Origin of the sequence: Actinosynnema sp. NPDC049800, from assembly GCF_040656635.1 — a bacterium.
Lineage (GTDB): Bacteria > Actinomycetota > Actinomycetes > Mycobacteriales > Pseudonocardiaceae > Actinosynnema.
The window spans coordinates 1-18,688 of sequence record NZ_JBFAMT010000095.1 but is presented as its reverse complement, the minus strand read 5'-3'; the positions used below and the strand labels follow the sequence as shown (position 1 = coordinate 18,688).

Sequence of the window (18,688 nt, the reverse complement as noted above, 5' to 3'; positions counted from 1 at the left end):
GCCACCCCGTCTTTCGCGGCTCCCCCCCCGCCCGCACTTCCGTGAGCGTCGAACTCGGGGGTCCGGAGTGTTCGACTCTCGGGACCGGAGCGTCGACACGCGGGTCAGTCGCGGTCGGAGCCGGTGGTGGAGCGGTAGGCGGCGCGGTGGGCCACGCGGCGGCCGCCGGCGCTGAGGCGGGGCTTGCCGGTCGCGTCCAGCTCGGTGAGGAACTTGAACAGCATCCCGTGACCCTCCAGCCGCTTCAGCAGCGCCTCGGCCACCCCGTCCGGGTCGAAGTCCACAATGGACATCTGTTCCACCAGGGACGTGGCGATGGTCCTCCTGGCCCGCAACGGCACCCACCACGTCGTCACCAGCAGCAGCACCAGGCCGAACGCCAACGCCGTGCCGAGCACCGCCTCCCACCCGGTGAACCGCAGCGAGAACACCTGCACCACCGCGGCGACGAGCAGCAGCACGCTCCCGTACACCGCGGCCCACCCGGCGGTCGCGGACGCGGGCGGCTCGGCGGCCTCCGTGTCCCACACCCCGTCCACCTGCCGCCACCGGCGCAGCGAACTGCCCAGCACGTACGACGTGACCCCGCCGAACACGATCGCCACGACCGTGCCGACCACCACCAGCGCCGGGCTCAGGTCGTACAGCCGGTACCGCACCACGGCCCACACGCCGACCACGATCGCCGCCGCCACGAGCACCCGCACCAGCAGCCGGGGCTTGAGCCGGATCTTGCCCAGCACGGCCAGCGGCGTGCCCACCGGCGCGGGCAGGCTGCCGATGATCAGCAACCCCACCACGACCAGCAGCACGCCACCCACCGCCACCATGCCGGTCACGGCCTGGTCGCCGGTCTCGCCGGACGCCAACGCGTCCCTGGTCCGGTCGATCGCCACCGTTACCAGCGGGATCACCGGCGACAGCAGCACCAGGCCGTGCAGCAGCGTCCCCGACCGCAGCGCCGCGTAGCCGAACGCGGCCAGCAGCGTGCCGCCGCCGAACGCCGCCGCCGGTCCGAGCGCCCACGGCGGCAGCAGGTCGAACAGCGACAGCACCAGCAGCGCCCCGCCCAGCGCGAACCCGAGCAGCCCCAGGAACTGCGCCAACCGCCCGCCCCTGGTCAGGCCGGTGATCGTCCAGTACGGCAGCAGCGCCGCCCCGCGCAACGTCCTGGTCAGCGGTTTCGCCGTGCCCAGACCGGAGTTGTCGCTGTCGGCCACGGTGATCGCCACCGCCGCGGCCGTCGCCGCCGTCCGGATCACCTGGTCGCTGCTCGCCTCCTGCACCAGCGGCTCACGCCCGATGCCCGCCCGGTCGAACGCGGCCAGCCCCCGCACGCCCACCTCGATCCGCTCCGCGTCCGTGCGCACGGGCAGCCGGGCCAGCAGCGCGGCCTGCTCCTCCAGGAACAGCTCGCCGCGCGACCGCCGGTCCGCGCCCTCGTGCCGGTCGGCCAGGATCGCCGCGCGCAACGCGGGCAGCTCCTCGCAGATGATCCGCACGTGCAGCCCCCACGCGGCCAGCTCCGCCAGCGCCGCGCACGTCGGCGGGTGGTCGCCCTCCGGGCTCGCGTAGACCTTCCCCAGCTCGGCCTTCGCCCGCTCGACGCACGGCCCCAGCTCGTCCGGCACGCCGTCGCCGAACAGCTTCTCCACCAGCGCGTCGACCTGCGCCGCGGCCCGTTCGACGGGGTCGCCGCCCGCGCCGGTCAGCCGGTCGACGCGCAGCAGCCGCTTCGGGTCGAACACCACCTTGCACAGCATGGTCGCGCCGTCGAGCCGGCCCCAGATCCAGTCGTTGACCCGCCAGGACCGCTTGAGGAACCCGGAGAACCGGTGCAGCGACGCGCCACCCGCCTTGTCCTCGGCGGTGATGCTGTACCCGGCGAACGCGTTGCGCGTCTGCAGGCTGATCTGGACCAGCTCGACGGCCTGGTCGAGGCCGCCGCGGGTGTCGTCGGCCAGGCACGTCGTCGCGACCTCCAGCGCCAGCACCCGTGACAGCCACAGCTCGCCCGCCACCAGGTCCGCGTCGGCCTCGGCGTCGGTGCGCGGCTCGGTCAGCAGCCGGTGCCACGACCGCAGCTCGCCGACCCGCAGCTGCTCGGCGTCGAGCTGGTCGAGGATGTCGTGCGCGTCGCCGAGGACGCCCGCGATCCGGTCCACCTGCTCGCGCACCCGCTGCCCGACGCCGTCCGGCTCGTCCAGCATCTTCGCGGCGAACCGGTGGACCCGCCGCTCCCAGTACGCCTGGTCGAGCTCCTCGGTCCCGTCGGTGGTCCAGTGCTCGTCCAGCTCGATCCGCGCGGCGCGCAGCTTCGCCCGCACGTCGAACAGGTTCGTGCGGGCCATCGCGAGGCGCTGGGCGTCGGGCATCACCCACACCAGGCGTTTGAGCACGTCCATGGCGGCGGACGCGAGCCGTTCGGCCATCGTGATGCCCCACGGCCAGCCGTGGTCGGGCAACGCGACGGGCTGTGGTCGGGTCGGCACGTACGGCAGCTTGCTGTGGTCGGCGCGGTACTCGCGCTGCGCCGCCTCGGCCGCCGCGCGGACCCGTTCGAACGTCCAGCCGGCGGCGTTCGTGCCCGGCACCTCGAACTGGCGGGTCGTGACGTCGCGGGCGGCGTGCCGGATGCGCACGTCCTCGTAGTGGTCGTGCAGGGTCTCGGCCAGCGCGTACACCTTGTCGGTGAGCGAGCCGCCGGACGCGAGGCGGTCCAGCAGGGCGTTGCGCCCGCCGCGGCGGGAGGCGGCGTTGCGGTTGTGCTCCTCGATGCGGTCGACGTAGGTCCGCCCGCTCTGGCTGGTCAGCGCGCCGAGCAGCTTGCCGCCGGTGGCGACGGTGCTGGGCAGGGCGCCGTCGACCGGGGCCACCGGCTCCACCACCGCCTCGGGCGCGTGCGGGAAGACCAGCAGCATCACCCGCCGGACCGGGCCTTCGGCGGGCATCCGGTCGATGGCCTCCAGCGCCTCCTTGGTGGGCGTGTTGACCAGGACGCCGCCGTCGACGGCGTAGCGGGACCGGTTGTCGGTGTCGTTGGCCCAGGAGGCGACCTCGGCCATGTTGGGCTTGTCGCCGTCGGGCGCGCCGGGTGCGACCGGGATGAAGGAGGGCTCGAACGCGAACGGGAACGACGCGGACGAGCGCGCGGCCAGCGCCATGCGGCTGACCAGCGTCGGGAGCTTGTCGGCGGTGAAGTCGTCCCGGCCGCCGGGGTCGCGGCGGAACGAGAAGCTGCCCTGGTGGGAGGCCTGCACGAGGGTCTGGCCGAGGTCGTCGTGGGTGACCGTGGGCACGCCCGCGAGCAGCGTGGTCGTGATGCGCAGGTCGACCGGCCGGTCCTCCTGCGGGGTGAAGTCCGTGGTCAGCCGTTCGAGTGCTTCCCGGAGCCTCGGGAGGAAGAACTCGTCGCCGCGCAGCAGTGACGCCGGTTGGCCCCGGAACGGGGTGCGCAGCAGCTGTTCCATCCGGCCCTGCTCGGCCCACAGGTCACGCAGCCGTTCCAGCCGGGCGTTGGCATTGACCTGGGACAACGCCAACGCGGCGCCGTTGATGCCGCCGGCCGACGTGCCCGTGATGACGTCGGCGCGGGCCGTGCTGCCGACCATGTCCAGCAGGTCGGCGTACGGGCCGTCACCCCTGGTCAGCCGGTCGAGCTCGAGCACCACCCCGCCCATCCACACGGCGAGGCTCACACCCCCGTTCAGCACGACGGCGAACCGGATCTGCTCCCTGGGCACGTCCACCATCACGCCCTCCCTCCCCGCGGACCCCCGATCCTCCCGCACCCCCTACCTCGCCGACCGCCCCCACCCGTTACACCCCGCGCGGGACCTGGGGGTTCGACCCGAGGGTCAGGCGTAGCCGGGGAGGGGGTCGCGCTTGATCAGCGGCAGGACCTGCTTGCGGGCGACGAACAGGCACACGGCGAACGCGATCAGAGCGCCCGCCACGGCCTGCGGCACGATGTAGGCCCGCCCGTCGAACGCCGAGCCCGTCGGCGGCAGGATGACCGCGATCACGGCGCTGGCGGTGGTGGCGAAGACCCGGAACCGACGCGCCAGCACGGCCGTGGCCAGCGGCAACGCCGCCCACAGCACGTACCACGGCTGCAGCACGGGCCCGAGCACGAGCACCGCGCCCAGCCCGGCCCCCAGCCCGTTGACGGCCTTGATCCGACCCCGGAACGCCTTCCACAGCAGCGTCGCCACGATCACCACCGACACGGCCTGCGTCACGATCCGCATCAGCACGATCACCGACTCGGTGTGGTTGCCCAGCCCGAGCAGCAGCCCGAGCCCCCCGCCCATGAACCCCATGGCGGTCGGCGGCGACATCCAGCTCTTCACCGTGCCGGCCACGTTCAGCGTCTCCACCCACCCGAACCCGAGCCCGGTGCCGACGCACGTCCCGACCATCACCACACCCGAGATGACCAGCAACAACAACGCCGCCCGCACCAGGTCGGAGAACCGCCCGCCCCACCGCCGCGCGATCAGCACGCCCAGGAAGCCGAGCGCCAGCGCGGCCGGGATCTTCACCGCCGCGCCCAACGTGATCATGGTCGCGCCCAGGACTATCCACAGCAGCTCTTCACGCGTCATCGGCGCGCCCGGGACCAGCGGCATCTTCCGCAGCGCCAACTCCAGCCCCACCAGCATCAGGCCGATCGCCAGGCCCTCGTTGTGCACGCCCACGACCAGGTGGAACAGCACCAGCGGGTTCGCCGCGCCCAACCACAGGGCGCTCACCGGCGGCACGCCGAAGCGCCGGGCCAGCCGGGGCAGCGCCCACACGATCATCGCCAGCCCCAGCAGCCCCAGCAGCCGGTGCAGGAAGATGCCGGGCAGCACGCTGTCGCCGGTCACCATCGAGATGACCCGCCCGGCGGCCAGGAACAGCGGCCCGTACGGCGCGGGCGTCTCGCGCCAGATGTTCGGCACGTTCTTCGTCAGGTCGTGCTCGACGCCCAGCGCCGTGGCCGGGCCGAGCTCGTACGGGTCCTGCCCGTTGGCCGCGATCTGCGACTGCGCCAGGTAGCTGTACACGTCACGGCTGAACATGGGCAGCACGAACACCAGCGGCGTGATCCACATCAGCAGCGTGCGGTCGAGCTGGCTGCGCGACACCAGCCGGGGACGGCCCGGCCGGGCGAACCGGCCCAGCCACAGCCACGCCGACACGATGAGGAAGATGCCGGTCCACGCGACGGCCATGGACGCGCTGGGCATCCGCGGGAACAGCCCGAGCAGCGGCGTGCCCGGCAGCGGGCTGAAGATCGGCGCCGCGCCCGACCCGAGGGAGCCGACGGCCAGCAGCAGCGCGCCCACCGTGCCCCACCGGCGGATCACGTCGAGCTGTCGCCGTTCGGGCGCGTCGAGGGGTGCTGCCTCGCCGATCTCGCTCCGGTTCGCCATCACCATTCCGCCCGCCGCCACGTCCGAAGGGTAGCGACCGGCCGGGACGCGTGACTCGGGTCACCCGAGGAGGGTCGATCTTTGCGGCGGCCCGCGAAATACGCAACACTGGTGTTGTGAAAAACGCCGGGACCGACTCGACCGCTGTGCCTTCCGGGCACGACGGCCGGACCCGGCACGCCGTCGCACGGCTCCTCCTGGAGCAGGGCCCGGTGACCGCGGCCTCGGTCGCGGAGCAGCTGGGCCTGAGCCCCACGGCGGTGCGCCGGCACATCGACGCGCTGGTGGCCGACGGCGAGGCGGCCAGCAGGGAGGCCCCTCGACGGGGCCAGCGCGGCCGGGGTCGCCCGGCCAAGCTCTTCCTGCTGACCGAGCAGGGGCGGGCCCGCTTCGGGCACGCCTACGACGACCTCGCCGCCGCCGCGCTGCGGTTCCTCGCCGAACAGGGCGGGGAGGAGGCGGTACGAACCTTCGCCGAACGACGGGTGTCCGCATTCGTCGACCGGCACCGCGCGGCCATCGTGGCCCAGCCCGACGCCGCGGAGCGGGCCAAGGCCCTCGCCGTGGCGCTGACCAGGGAGGGCTACGCTGCCTCGGCGCGCCACGTGGGGGCGGGCGAGCAGCTCTGCCAGCACCTGTGCCCGGTGGCGCACGTCGCGGCGGAGTTCCCGCAGTTGTGCGAGACCGAGACGGCGGCGTTCGCCGACCTGCTCGGCACGCACGTCCAGCGCCTGGCCACCATCGCCCGCGGCGATGCCGTGTGCACGACGCACATCCCGAACACACCCCGGATCCCAGATGGAGGGGAGCCCGCATGACTGCCGCTGCCGAGCAGCGCACCACCACAGCCCCGCTCACCCAGGAAGAAACCCTGGCGAGCATCGGCAACTACGAGTTCGGCTGGTCCGACTCGGACGTGGCAGGCGCGAGCGCTCGCCGGGGCCTGAACGAGGACGTCGTTCGGGACATCTCGGCGAAGAAGAACGAGCCCGAGTGGATGCTGGAGTTCCGGCTCAAGGCGCTGCGGTTGTTCGACCGCAAGCCCATGCCGACCTGGGGCTCCGACCTGTCGGGCATCGACTTCGACAACATCAAGTACTTCGTCCGGTCGACCGAGAAGCAGGCGGCGACCTGGGACGACCTGCCCGACGAGATCAAGAACACCTACGACCGCCTCGGCATCCCGGAGGCGGAGAAGCAGCGCCTGGTCTCCGGCGTCGCGGCCCAGTACGAGTCCGAGGTCGTCTACCACAAGATCCGCGAGGACCTCGAGGAGCAGGGTGTCGTCTTCCTCGACACCGACACCGCCCTCAAGGAGCACCCGGAGCTGTTCAAGGAGTACTTCGGCTCCGTCATCCCCTCGGGTGACAACAAGTTCTCCGCGCTGAACTCCGCGGTGTGGTCGGGCGGCTCGTTCATCTACGTGCCCAAGGGCGTCCACGTCGACATCCCGCTGCAGGCCTACTTCCGGATCAACACCGAGAACATGGGCCAGTTCGAGCGCACGCTGATCATCGTCGACGAGGGCGCGTACGTGCACTACGTCGAGGGCTGCACCGCGCCGATCTACTCGTCGGACTCGCTGCACTCCGCCGTCGTGGAGATCATCGTCAAGAAGGGTGGTCGCTGCCGCTACACGACCATCCAGAACTGGTCGAACAACGTCTACAACCTGGTCACCAAGCGCGCCAAGGCCGAAGAGGGCGCGACCATGGAGTGGATCGACGGCAACATCGGCTCCAAGGTCACCATGAAGTACCCGGCCGTGTTCCTGATGGGCGAGCACGCCAAGGGCGAGGTCCTCTCGATCGCGTTCGCGGGCGAGGGCCAGCACCAGGACGCCGGCGCGAAGATGGTCCACATGGCGCCGCACACGTCGTCCACGATCGTGTCGAAGTCGGTGGCGCGCGGCGGCGGCCGCACCTCCTACCGCGGCCTCGTGCAGGTCAACAAGCGGGCGCACCACTCGAAGTCCACGGTCAAGTGCGACGCGCTGCTGGTGGACAACATCAGCCGCTCGGACACCTACCCGTACGTCGACGTCCGCGAGGACGACGTGTCGATGGGCCACGAGGCCACGGTCTCGAAGGTCTCCGAGGACCAGCTGTTCTACCTGATGTCCCGCGGTCTCAACGAGGACGAGGCCATGGCGATGATCGTGCGCGGGTTCGTCGAGCCCATCGCGCGCGAGCTGCCGATGGAGTACGCCCTCGAGCTGAACCGCCTGATCGAGCTGCAGATGGAAGGGGCCGTCGGCTGACATGGCCGTCACCACCGAAGACCAGCAACACGGCCTGACGGCCCACTCGCACGGTGCGGGTGCCCCGATCTCCTCGCGCGCGGACCACTTCACGTCGTTCGACGTGAACGCGTTCGAGGTGCCCGGCGGTCGCGAGGAGATCTGGCGCTTCACCCCCATGAAGCGCCTGGCGAACCTGCACCAAGGCGCCGAGGCGACCGGCACGGCGAACGTCGAGGTCGACGCGCCCGAGGGCGTCACGGTCGAGACCGTGGCGCGCGACGACGAGCGGCTCGGCGTCGCCGGCACCCCCGGTGACCGCGTCGCCGCCCAGGCCTGGTCGTCGTTCACCGAGGCCACCGTCGTCACCCTCCCCGGTGACGCGAAGTCCGAGCCGACCACCATCACGGTGACCGGCGCGGGCGAGGGCCAGGTCGCCTACGGCCACCTGCACGTGCACGCCAAGCAGTTCGCCGAGGCCGTCGTGGTCATCGACCACCGCGGCTCCGGCGCGTACGCCGACAACATCGAGTTCGTCGTCGGCGACGGCGCGCACCTCACCGTGGTCGCCATCCAGGACTGGGCCGACGACGCGGTGCACGTGTCGTCGCACCACGCCAAGCTGGGCCGCGACGCCTCGTTCAAGCACACCGTCATCACCCTCGGCGGCAACGTCGTCCGCCTCACGCCCGCGGTCACCTACACCGGCCGCGGCGGGGACGCCGAGCTGCTCGGCCTGTACTTCGCCGACGCCGGCCAGCACCTGGAGCACCGCACCTTCATCGACCACTCGGCGTCCAACTGCCGCAGCAACGTGGTCTACAAGGGCGCGTTGCAGGGCGAGGACGCGCACACGGTGTGGATCGGCGACGTGCTGATCCGCGCGGCGGCCGAGGGCACCGAGACCTTCGAGCTCAACCGGAACCTGGTGCTCACCGACGGCGCGCGCGCCGACTCGGTGCCCAACCTGGAGATCGAGACCGGCGAGATCGAGGGCGCGGGCCACGCCAGCGCCACCGGCCGGTTCGACGACGAGCAGCTGTTCTACCTGCAGGCCCGCGGCATCCCGGAGGACCAGGCACGACGGCTGGTCGTGCGCGGGTTCTTCCACGAGATCCTCCTGAAGATCGCCGTTCCCGAGGTGCGCGAGCGCCTGGAAGCCGCGATCGAGGCGGAGCTCGAAGCGGTGGGCGCGTGATCAGGGTGTGCTCGCTGACCGACCTCGACGACGGCAAACCCGCCGCGTTCGAGGTCGGCGACGAGTACACCCCGGTCCTGCTCGTCCGCGACGGCGGAACCGTGCACGCGCTGCGCGACCTGTGCTCGCACGCCGAAGTGGCGCTCAGCGAGGGCGAGGTGACGCGCAAGGGCGTGGAGTGCTGGCTGCACGGGTCGTGCTTCGACCTGCGCACCGGCCGCCCGTCCTCGCCGCCCGCCACCGAGCCGGTCGACGTGTTCGCCGTCGAACTCCGCGGGGACGACGTCTACGTGGACGTCACCGCGGCGGTGAACTGACCTTGGCTACGAACTGACTTTCGCTCGCAACACCAGGAGAACGAACCACCAATGGCCACTCTGGAGATCAAGGACCTGCACGTCTCGGTCAACACCGACGACGGCGCCAAGGAGATCCTCAAGGGCGTCGACCTGACCATCAAGGCGGGCGAGACCCACGCGATCATGGGCCCCAACGGCTCGGGCAAGTCCACCTTGTCCTACGCCATCGCCGGGCACCCCAAGTACGAGATCACCTCCGGCAGCGTGCTGCTGGACGGCGAGGACGTGCTGGAGATGACCGTGGACGAGCGCGCCCGCGCGGGTCTGTTCCTCGCCATGCAGTACCCGGTCGAGGTGCCCGGCGTCTCGATGTCGAACTTCCTGCGCACCGCCGCCACCGCCGTCCGCGGCGAGGCGCCGAAGCTGCGCCACTGGGTCAAGGAGGTCAAGGAGGCGATGTCCGAGCTGGAGATCGACCCGACCTTCGCGGAGCGCTCGGTCAACGAGGGCTTCTCCGGCGGCGAGAAGAAGCGCCACGAGATCCTGCAGCTCGGGCTGCTCCAGCCGAAGATCGCGATCCTCGACGAGACCGACTCCGGCCTCGACGTCGACGCGCTGCGCGTCGTGTCCGAGGGCGTGAACCGGTACAAGCGCTCCGGTGAGGTCGGCGTCATGCTGATCACGCACTACACCCGGATCCTCAAGTACATCTCGCCCGACTTCGTGCACGTGTTCGCCGGTGGCCGCATCGCCGAGTCCGGCGGTCCGGAGCTGGCCGACCAGCTCGAGGCCGAGGGTTACGTGAAGTACATCGGGAAGCCGGAAGCAGCGGGCATCGCCTGACGTTGCACCGTTCGTGAACACGTACCGAGAGGAGGCGTCGGAGCAGTGACCACCACCGTCACCCCGCTGGACGTCGCTACCGTCCGAGCGGACTTCCCGATCCTGGGACGCACCGTGCGGGAGGGCAAGCGGCTGGTCTACCTGGACTCCGGCGCCACCTCGCAACGCCCGAGGCAGGTCCTCGACGCCGAGCGCGCCTTCCTGGAGACCGCCAACGCCGCGGTGCACCGCGGGGCGCACCAACTGGCCGAAGAGGCCACGGACGCCTACGAGGGCGCGCGGCAGAAGATCGCCGACTTCGTGGGCGTCGACCAGGGCGAGATCGTGTTCACCAAGAACGCGACCGAGGGCGTGAACCTCGTCGCGTACGCGATGGGCAACGCGGCCACCGCCGGTCCCGAGGCCGAGCGGTTCCGCATCGGTCCCGGCGACGAGATCGTCGTGACCGAGATGGAGCACCACGCGAACCTCGTGCCGTGGCAGCAGCTGGCCGCGCGCACAGGCGCCACCCTGCGCTGGTTCGGCGTGACGGACGAGGGCAGGCTCGACCTGTCCGAGCTCGACTCGCTGGTCAACGAGCGGACGAAGGTCGTCGCGTTCACCCACCAGTCGAACGTGCTCGGCACCGTCAACCCGGTGCGGGTGCTCGCGGACGCGGCCCGCGCGGTGGGCGCGCTGACCGTGCTGGACGCGTGCCAGTCGGTGCCGCACGGCGCGGTGGACTTCAAGGCCCTGGGCGTGGACTTCGCGGTGTTCAGCGGCCACAAGATGCTCGGCCCGTCCGGCATCGGGGTCCTGTACGGGCGCCGTGAGCTGCTGGAGGCCCTGCCGCCGTTCCTCACCGGCGGGTCGATGATCGAGCTGGTGCACATGGCGCGGTCGACCTTCGCGCCGCCGCCCGCGCGGTTCGAGGCGGGTGTGCCCATGACGTCGCAGGCCGTGGCGTTGGGTGCCGCGGTGGACTACCTCAACGCCGTCGGCATGGACCGGATCGCCGCGCACGAGCACCAGCTCACCGAGCTGGCGCTGCGCGGCCTGGCCGAGGTGCCCGGTGTGCGGATCGTGGGTCCGACGGACGCGGTGGACCGTGGCGGCGCGGTGTCGTTCGTCATCGACGGCATCCACGCGCACGACGCCGGCCAGGTGCTCGACAGCCTGGGCGTCGCGGTGCGCGTCGGCCACCACTGCGCGTGGCCCCTGCACCGGCGGATGAACGCCGCCGCCACCGTGCGGGCCAGCTTCTACCTGTACAACACACCGGACGAGGTGACCGCCCTGGTCGACGCCGTCCGCGAGGCGCAGAAGTTCTTCGGGGTGGTCTGAGATGCAGCTGCAGCAGATGTACCAGGAGATCATCCTGGACCACTACAAGAACCCGCACGGGCGCGGCCTGCGCGACCCGTTCGACGCCGAGTCGCACCAGATCAACCCGACGTGCGGCGACGAGGTGACGTTGCGGGTGGCGCTGGACGGCGACACCGTGCGCGACGTGTCCTACGACGGGCAGGGCTGTTCCATCAGCCAGGCGTCCACCTCGGTGCTGACGGACCTGGTGGTCGGCAAGCCGTTGAGCGAGGCGTTCGAGAAGATGGACGCGTTCGTCGAGCTGATGCAGGGCCGCGGCCAGGTGGAGCCCGACGAGGACGTCCTGGAGGACGGCATCGCGTTCGCGGGAGTGGCGAAGTACCCGGCTCGCGTGAAGTGCGCGCTGCTGGGCTGGATGGCTTTCAAGGACGCGGTGGCACGCAGCGAGGGAGCGAAGGCATGACCGCCGAAGAAGACGTGGTGCGCGGCATCGAGGGCATGCCCGAGCCGCCCGCGCCGAAGGCAGACGTGGCCGCGGTGGACGACGTCGAGGAGGCCATGCGCGACGTCGTCGACCCCGAGTTGGGGATCAACGTCGTGGACCTGGGCCTGGTCTACGACATCCGGGTGGACGAGGAGAACGTCGCGCTCATCGACATGACGCTGACGTCGGCCGCGTGTCCGTTGACGGACGTCATCGAGGACCAGACGCGGTCGGCGCTGGTGGGTGGCGGCGGCGGGGCGAGCGGGATCGTCAACGACTTCCGCATCAACTGGGTGTGGATGCCGCCGTGGGGGCCGGAGAAGATCACGGATGACGGGCGTGAGCAGTTGCGCGCCCTCGGGTTCACGGTCTGACGGTCACGGCCTGATCGGCCTGACGGTCACGGTCTGACGGTCACGGTCTGACGGTCTGACGGTCTGACGAGTGTTCGCGGTCTGACGGGTTGGTCGGCTGAGGGTTGGTCGGCTGAGGGTTGGTCGGCGGGGGCGCGGTCCGATGGGGTCGCGGTCCGGCGGTTCGCCGTCTGGCGGGGTCGGCGTTGACGGGGTCAGCGTCTGGGGCCGCGCAGTTTGAATGCTTCGCAGGGGTCCTCGCCAAGGGGACCCCTGTTTTTAGGTTACCGGCGTGGTCTGACAATTTCGGCGGGCTTGGGTCTTGCCGGGCGTCCGCAAAAGATCAAGAGCGTCCTCGCCGGACGGGCAGATCAGCAGGATGACGGGCCGGTGGGTGGTTCGGCGGCGGGTCCGTTGTGGTGCGGGTTTCGTGTCATCCCACCGACCTCCCTACGGGCTACCACACGTATCAAGGGGGCGGTTCCAGCCCATCGTTCCTGTGGGGTGGAAGGTGCCCCCTTGACACGCGCGGTAGGGCGGAGCCAGGTCGGCGGGATGACACGAAGCCCTTCTGTTGGGGAAGGGCGTGCGGTGAACGGTGTGCTTGCTGACGATGTGGTCAGCGGACGATGTGGTCAGCGGGCGTAGACGCGTTCCACGAACTCCGCGATCTGCGACTCGTCCAGGTGACGGGCCAGGTCCGCTTCCGACACCATGCCGACCAGTCGGTGCTCCTCGATCACCGGGAGCCGGCGGATCTGGTTGTCCTCCATGGTCCGCAGCACGTGCGAAAGGTCGTCGTCCGCCTCGACCCAGTGCAGGTGACCGGACATGTCGCCGGCCCTCATCGACGCCGGGTCGCGGCCCTCGGCCACGCAGCGCAGCACGATGTCGCGATCGGTGATGATGCCGTGCAGCTTGTCGTCCTTGCCGCAGATCGGCAGCGAGCCGACGTCCAGGTCACGCATCATCCGCGCCGCGTCGAGCAGGCTCTGGTCCTCCTTGACGCACTGGACACCGGCGTTCATGATCTCCCGTGCGGTGGTCATGCCGAACCTCCTTGTTCACGTACGACCAAGCATGCGCCGGTCGGGCGCGGCCGGCACTTCGACGGAGGCGGCACCGCGGCAGCGGTCTGGACGAGTCGGTGGGGAGAGCCGGGCGTTCAAGCTGTCTGAGCGGCCAGCATGTCGACCACGTCGACGAGCGAACCGCGCCGCCGGAACGCCCGCCGCTGCCGCACGGCACCCGTGCCGTCCAACAGCAGCCGGTCGATGCCGTCGACCACCAGGTCCTCGTCCCCGGTGTCACGCAGAGCAGGCCGCGTCCAGTCCACCAGCGCCCGCACCATGTCCGCCGCCGGCACCAGCCGACCGCTGAACGGCTCGATCCCGGCGCCGTCCAACCCGTCCCGGGCCGACCGCCACAACGCCGTCCGCAACGCCAGGTCCGGCACGCGCTGAGCCCGCACACCAGCCAACGCCATCACGGCGATCGCCCGCACCAGGGCCGCCAGCACCACGGCCTCGTCCACGGTCGCCGCCACGTCGCACACCCGCAGCTCCACCGTCGGGTGCCGGTGCGACAGCCGCACGTCCCAGTAGACCATCGCCGGGTCCAACGCCGCCCCGCCCGACCGCAGCACCCGCGTGCCCCGGTGGTAGTCCTCCGCCGACTCGAACCACGGCGGCGCGCCCGCCGACGGCCACGGGCTCCACGACAGGTAGCGCCAGCTCGCGTACCCGGTGTCGCGCCCGTCCCCGAACGGCGAGTTCGCGCTGATCGCCAACAGCGCCGGCAGCCACGGCCGCAGGTGGTTGCTGATCAGCACCCCGGTGTCCTCGTCCGGTATCCCGATGTGCACGTGGCACCCGCAGATGGTCAGCCCGTCGACCAACGACCCGTACTCGGCGGCGATGGTGCGGTACCGGTCGGAATCGGTCAACGGAGGCGGGCGCAAGCCGCCGAGCACCGGCGTCCCGGTCGCCACGATGCGCGCGCCCTGCGCCTGTGCCAGCGCGGCGAGCGCCAGACGTGCCGCGAGGAGCTGCTCGCGCACCTCGGCCATGCTCCGGCACACCCGAGTGGCGCTCTCCACCTGGTAGAGCGTCATCTCGGTCTGCAGGTCGGGCCCGGGACGGGCGTCGCACAACACCTCGCCGGCCAACGGCACCAGCACCCCGGTGCTCGCGTCGACCAGCAGGAACTCCTCCTCGACCCCCACCGACAGCGGCAGGTCCGAGACGACTCGCGGAAGCGGTAGGGCGGTGACCTCGGTCACGGGGACCTCCCGACGCTGGGTAGTCCGCCTGATGCTATGAGTAACCGAACGGGCCGCACATGCGGCTTTGCGGTGAACTTCCTAACTTACCGCCAGATGCGGCCCGCCGCGCAGCACATCGACGTGGTCGCTGCCCGGCCGCCCCAGCACCCAACTGGTGCCCCGCAACGACTTCGCGTGCTCCTTCAACGGCGCCAGCAGCCGGGACACCTCCCGGTACGACCCGACCGACCCGGCCGCGCAGATCAACGTCGCCAACGACAACGTCACCCCGCGCCCCTCGGTCTCGTACGGCACGTCCAGCACACCCGCGGAGAACGGCACGATCTCGTCCAGCCCGGCCACCACCAGGAAGTCGTCCCCGCCGACGTGCCCCACCTGCACGCCCGGGTACGACGTCGCGCCGTCGGTGAGCGCACGCCCGATGGCCCGGATCAGGTCGTCACCCGCCGCGAACCCCACCGAGTCGTTCACCCGCTTGAACGCGTCCACGTCCAGCCACCCCACCGCGAACAGCTCGCCGCCCAGGATGCGCCGGTCCACCTCGCGCGCGATCGAGTCGCTGCCCGGCAGCCGCGTCAGCGGGCTCAACGCCGCCGCCTGCTCCACCTTCATCTCGGCGACACCGCGCACCACGTCCGCGACCCGCACCACGCCCAGGCAGCGGTCGTCGTCGTCCACGACCACCAAGTCGTCGTTGGTGCGCTCACGGTTCGCGTGCGCCACCACGTCCAGCAGCTCCAGCGCGCTGGAGTCCGCCCCGATCAGCTTCGGCCGGTCCGCCAGCCGCGCCGCCTCCCGCTTGGCGTGCAGGGCGTGCCCGAACGGACCCGTCACCGCCAGCAGGAACCGGTTGCGGTCCACCGTCCACCGCGGCCTGCCGTCGTCGTCCACGAGCACCACGCCGCTGACCGTCGGCTGGTTCGCGAGCACGTCGCGCACCTCCTCGGACGTCGCCGAGTCGGGCAGCGTGGTCGCCGGGTGCAGGAAGTCGGTGACCTTCGGCCCGACCTTGCGCCGCAGCGGCGCGGTCATCGTGCTCGTGACCGCCTCCGGGTCGTTGACCTCGCTCAACACCGCCGCGATCGTCGCGTCCACCTTCGGCCGCCGCTGCGGGCTCGCCAGCAGGTTGCCCTGCGCGAGCCGCACCCCGAGCCGGCGCAGCGCGGCCAGCTGCGCCTCGCTCTCCACGCCCTCCGCGACGACCAGTGACCCGATGTGCTCGCACAGGTGCTGCAACGCCTGGGCCAGCGCGTACCGGGAGGGGTCGGTGGGCAGCGCCACCACCACCTCGCGGTCGAGCTTGATCACGTCGGGCTGCACCTCGGTCAGCAGCGACAACGGCGAATCGCCCTCGCCCACGCCGTCCAGACCGATCCGGAACCCGTCCTCGCGCAGCCGCTCGATGCCCTTGACCAGCAGCCGGCGCGGCGCGCGCGAGTACGGCGTGCCGACCTCGACCACCAGGTCGGCCGGCGTGCGCCCGACCTCCCGCAGCGCGCCGTAGAGCGGTGCCATGAGCTCGGGCTTGTCCGCGATCGTCAACGCGAGCAGGTTGACGTGCAGCGGCACGCCGAGGCCGTGGTCGGCCGCGTGCCGGACCGCGCGGCACGCGAGCGCCACGTCGGTGTTGGCCAGGTACCCGGCGCGGAAAGCCATCCGCAGCAGGTCCTGCACGTTGCCGTCGTGCGGTCGGGCCAGCGCTTCTACCGCCACGACCCCTCCGGTGTGGAGGTTGAACAACGGCTGGAAGGCGAAGCGAACGTCATCCAGCAAGGCGGGCACGGCCCCGATCGTGCCCGGTCGATCTTCTTTTGCCGAGACCGTTAACCAGGTGTTCTCGCACTTTTGGCCGATTGCACAGGAAATACCAACCGGGCGCGCATACCCCACGACGCGGAGTCGAACAGCCGGAGCATCGCACGGGCGGTCCCGCGCAGGTCATCGTGCCCGCCGAGGTAGTCGCGTTGAAGACTGTCGGACAATTTGAAGAAGCTGTTGAAGAATTCCGGGACTTCGTCGGGCGGCAGCGCCAGCAACGCCTCCAGACCTCTCAACCGCAACCGGCGCACCGCGCGTTCCGCCGCCGAACGCGTCACCTCCCGCCCGGCCGCGATCGCGTCCGCCACCACCGGCGCGCGCCGCAACGCCGCCGCCACGCTGTACCCCGTCGCCGGGTGCACCCACCCCGCCGCCGCGCCGAACGCGCCGTCCCGCGCCCGCCCGTCCAACGTGATGCGCACCCGTTCCTCGTCCCGCGGCACCTCGATGCCGTGCCGGGCCAAGCGCGCGTGCAACCGCAGCCGAAGCTCGCGCAACGGCAGCCCCGGCCGGCGGGCCAACGACGTCTCCTCCAGCAACACCTCGTCCGCCGACACCGGGATCGCGTAGAGGAACGTCGGGTCGGCGGTCGTGGCCGCGGGAGGCCTGCGCCAGTCCATGATCAGCGCCTCGTCGGCGCCCACGAACGGCGTCGCGGCCCGTGCGGGAACCACCACGCCGACCGCCGTCTGAGCCGCCCGACCACCCGCCGTGCCGCTCGCGTCGACCACCCGTCCGGTCAGCACCCGCCCGTCGGCCAACGTCGCCGTCCCGCCGGTGTGGGCGACCACGCGCCCGGCGACCACCCGGACCTCGTCCGGGAGCCGCCGCAACCGCTCGTTGTCCAGCACGGCGTAACCCCGCTCGATCACGTGCTCCGCCGTCGTCACCGCACGGGCCCTCGACGTGCTGACCGCCACCGGCGCGTCGGTGGGCAACTCCTCCGCCCACGACGCGTAGGTCGCCCGCCAAGACCGCTCCGGGTTCGGGTCGACCAGCGTCGTGCCGAGCCCCCTGCCCGCGCACGCCCGCGCCAACGCCCGTCCCGCCGGCCCGCCACCGACGACCACCACGTCCACTAGCGCTTCTCCCGGGGCTTGGGCGGCAGCAGGTCGCCCAGCGCGAGCGGCTGGTACTGCGCCACCACGTCCGACAGCTGCGCCACCGTCCGCTCGATCGCCTCCCGCGCGGCGTTGCGCTCCGCGATCACCGCCGACAGCAGCAGCGCCGTCAACACCGCCGTCCCGTTGAACGCCTGGAGCGTCACCATGCGCACCACCAGGTCCAGATCGGCGAACGGACCCGTGCTGCGAGCCGCGCCCCGTGCCGCCAGGGTGGTCGCGATCAGCGCGCACGGCGCCGTGCCCAGGTGCTGGAACCGCAGCGCCGCCCAGATCAGGAACGGGAACACCAGGTACATCAGCCGCAGGTCGTGCGTCGACGCCACGGTCATGACGACCGCCGTGCTCACCAGCAACGCGGCGGCCTCCAGCCACCGGCGCACGGGGTGGTCGCGCAGTCGGAGGGAGCGGAACGCCAGGACGATCGGCACGAACACCAGCACGCCCAGCGCGTCACCGGTCCACCACACCGTCCACGTCGACCAGAACAGCGCGGCGTCGATCGCACCGGTCACCAACAACGTGCCCGCGCCGATCGTCGCGCTGACCGCCATGCCCACGAGCCCGCCCAACAGCACGAGCGCGAGCGCGTCACGCGTGCGGTCCATCTCCTGCCGGAAGCCCACCTTCCTGAGCATGAGGTAGGCGACCACAGGGCCGACGGTGTTGCCCGTGGTGATGAGCGCCGTGGCGCCGAGGTCGGTGAGGGGCGAGTTGGCCGCGAACGCGCCCAGCGCGATGCCCGGCCACATCCTCAGCCCGCCGAGCAACAGCGCGAGCACGGCCACACCGGTCGGCGGCCACAACGGCGTCACCTGGTCGTTGACCAACGCCTGGAGAAGGCCGACCTCGGCGCCCGCGTAGTAGCAAGCCGCGACCACGACGACGTGGAACGCGTACCGGCCGAGCCGAGGCGAGAGCTGCACGGGCCCAGCATCCACCGTCTCCGGAGGACGCACCACGCCTAGCTGCGGAGATGGCGCAACCGACCCCCCGATTTGTCTCCGCGTGGGCCGGGGTGTAACTTTCTCTCTGCCAGCGCGGAACGGGCCGGAGAGAGACCGGAACGGAGTGCTGCGAGAACAAGCCCCCGGGACTGAATCAGCAGCACAGCGTGCTGCCTCGGCTCCGGACGGTAGAACAAAGTGAATGCTGAGCGAGTTTGTCGCGGAGCCGAGAAGCCGAAACCGGCCGATTTGACACCGCGAAAACGAACGAGCTAAGGTTTCACCACAGCAAGCGAAACACCGGAAACACAAAGCCCCGGAATGAACCGCGGTAAGACGCGGGACGTGATGGTGAGCGCGTGTTCTTTGAGAACTCA

Annotated in this window: 15 protein-coding genes; 8 read left to right on the top strand and 7 right to left on the bottom strand. The window is 71.2% G+C overall.

Going from position 1 to position 18,688, the window contains the following annotated elements; all coding sequences use genetic code 11:
• Positions 1-104 precede the first annotated feature (104 nt).
• Together AB0I91_RS43315 and mptB are read right to left on the bottom strand one after the other, a co-directional pair.
• Positions 105-3,752, bottom strand: a complete 3,648-nt coding sequence (locus AB0I91_RS43315) for a patatin-like protein (RefSeq protein ID WP_499642057.1) — start codon at positions 3,750-3,752, stop codon at positions 105-107.
• Positions 3,753-3,857: 105 nt separating this feature from the next.
• Positions 3,858-5,426 (bottom strand): polyprenol phosphomannose-dependent alpha 1,6 mannosyltransferase MptB, encoded by a 1,569-nt coding sequence (gene mptB / locus AB0I91_RS43310; RefSeq protein ID WP_498779883.1) that lies wholly within the window; start codon positions 5,424-5,426, stop codon positions 3,858-3,860.
• A 110-nt stretch (positions 5,427-5,536) separates the two neighbouring features.
• On the opposite strand from mptB, the gene AB0I91_RS43305 reads away from it, so the two are divergent.
• From AB0I91_RS43305 to AB0I91_RS43270, 8 genes are read left to right on the top strand one after another with little or no spacing between them, the layout of a single operon-like run.
• Positions 5,537-6,238, top strand: a complete 702-nt coding sequence (locus AB0I91_RS43305; RefSeq protein ID WP_230569125.1) for a helix-turn-helix transcriptional regulator — start codon at positions 5,537-5,539, stop codon at positions 6,236-6,238.
• Positions 6,235-7,680, top strand: coding sequence for a Fe-S cluster assembly protein SufB (gene sufB, locus AB0I91_RS43300; protein WP_498779743.1), 1,446 nt, complete (start codon positions 6,235-6,237; stop codon positions 7,678-7,680). The genes AB0I91_RS43305 and sufB overlap by 4 nt, the downstream gene beginning before the upstream one ends.
• Position 7,681: 1 nt before the next feature.
• On the top strand, positions 7,682-8,857 hold the full coding sequence (gene sufD, locus AB0I91_RS43295) for a Fe-S cluster assembly protein SufD (protein WP_499642055.1): 1,176 nt from the start codon (positions 7,682-7,684) through the stop codon (positions 8,855-8,857).
• Positions 8,854-9,174, top strand: coding sequence for a non-heme iron oxygenase ferredoxin subunit (locus tag AB0I91_RS43290; protein WP_230569122.1), 321 nt, complete (start codon positions 8,854-8,856; stop codon positions 9,172-9,174). Before sufD ends, AB0I91_RS43290 begins: the two co-directional genes overlap by 4 nt.
• Positions 9,175-9,225: 51 nt before the next feature.
• Positions 9,226-9,999 (top strand): Fe-S cluster assembly ATPase SufC, encoded by a 774-nt coding sequence (sufC, locus tag AB0I91_RS43285; protein ID WP_498779738.1) that lies wholly within the window; start codon positions 9,226-9,228, stop codon positions 9,997-9,999.
• A gap of 45 nt (positions 10,000-10,044) precedes the next feature.
• Positions 10,045-11,322: a cysteine desulfurase gene (locus tag AB0I91_RS43280; protein WP_499642052.1), complete on the top strand. Its 1,278-nt coding sequence runs from the start codon at positions 10,045-10,047 to the stop codon at positions 11,320-11,322.
• Between the two features lies 1 nt (position 11,323).
• Positions 11,324-11,767 (top strand): Fe-S cluster assembly sulfur transfer protein SufU, encoded by a 444-nt coding sequence (gene sufU / locus AB0I91_RS43275; RefSeq protein ID WP_498779735.1) that lies wholly within the window; start codon positions 11,324-11,326, stop codon positions 11,765-11,767.
• Positions 11,764-12,162, top strand: coding sequence for a metal-sulfur cluster assembly factor (locus tag AB0I91_RS43270; RefSeq protein ID WP_230569118.1), 399 nt, complete (start codon positions 11,764-11,766; stop codon positions 12,160-12,162). The genes sufU and AB0I91_RS43270 overlap by 4 nt, the downstream gene beginning before the upstream one ends.
• 614 nt (positions 12,163-12,776) lie before the next feature.
• On the opposite strand, the gene AB0I91_RS43265 is transcribed toward AB0I91_RS43270, so the two are convergent.
• The 5 genes from AB0I91_RS43265 to AB0I91_RS43245 form a co-directional block, all read right to left on the bottom strand.
• Complete coding sequence (locus tag AB0I91_RS43265) at positions 12,777-13,190, bottom strand: CBS domain-containing protein (RefSeq protein WP_498779733.1); 414 nt, start codon at positions 13,188-13,190, stop codon at positions 12,777-12,779.
• Positions 13,191-13,306: 116 nt separating this feature from the next.
• Complete coding sequence (locus tag AB0I91_RS43260) at positions 13,307-14,422, bottom strand: carboxylate-amine ligase (RefSeq protein WP_499642050.1); 1,116 nt, start codon at positions 14,420-14,422, stop codon at positions 13,307-13,309.
• Positions 14,423-14,503: 81 nt separating this feature from the next.
• Positions 14,504-16,207 carry an EAL domain-containing protein gene (locus AB0I91_RS43255; RefSeq protein ID WP_498779728.1) on the bottom strand — a complete coding sequence of 568 codons (1,704 nt, stop codon included), beginning with the start codon at positions 16,205-16,207 and terminating at the stop codon, positions 14,504-14,506.
• A 41-nt stretch (positions 16,208-16,248) separates the two neighbouring features.
• Positions 16,249-17,322 (bottom strand): lycopene cyclase family protein, encoded by a 1,074-nt coding sequence (locus AB0I91_RS43250; RefSeq protein WP_499642048.1) that lies wholly within the window; start codon positions 17,320-17,322, stop codon positions 16,249-16,251.
• Positions 17,322-18,290 carry an MASE1 domain-containing protein gene (locus tag AB0I91_RS43245; protein WP_499618045.1) on the bottom strand — a complete coding sequence of 323 codons (969 nt, stop codon included), beginning with the start codon at positions 18,288-18,290 and terminating at the stop codon, positions 17,322-17,324. Before AB0I91_RS43245 ends, AB0I91_RS43250 begins: the two co-directional genes overlap by 1 nt.
• Positions 18,291-18,688 lie beyond the last annotated feature (398 nt).

Bases quoted from the DNA above. Each gene is read 5' to 3' on its own strand.
- AB0I91_RS43315 (WP_499642057.1), bottom strand. From the start codon at position 3,752: ATGGTGGACGTGCCCAGGGAGCAGATCCGGTTCGCCGTCGTGCTGAAC.
- mptB (WP_498779883.1), bottom strand. From the start codon at position 5,426: ATGGTGATGGCGAACCGGAGCGAGATCGGCGAGGCAGCACCCCTCGAC.
- sufB (WP_498779743.1), top strand. From the start codon at position 6,235: ATGACTGCCGCTGCCGAGCAGCGCACCACCACAGCCCCGCTCACCCAG.
- sufD (WP_499642055.1), top strand. From the start codon at position 7,682: ATGGCCGTCACCACCGAAGACCAGCAACACGGCCTGACGGCCCACTCG.
- sufC (WP_498779738.1), top strand. From the start codon at position 9,226: ATGGCCACTCTGGAGATCAAGGACCTGCACGTCTCGGTCAACACCGAC.
- sufU (WP_498779735.1), top strand. From the start codon at position 11,324: ATGCAGCTGCAGCAGATGTACCAGGAGATCATCCTGGACCACTACAAG.
- AB0I91_RS43270 (WP_230569118.1), top strand. From the start codon at position 11,764: ATGACCGCCGAAGAAGACGTGGTGCGCGGCATCGAGGGCATGCCCGAG.
- AB0I91_RS43265 (WP_498779733.1), bottom strand. From the start codon at position 13,190: ATGACCACCGCACGGGAGATCATGAACGCCGGTGTCCAGTGCGTCAAG.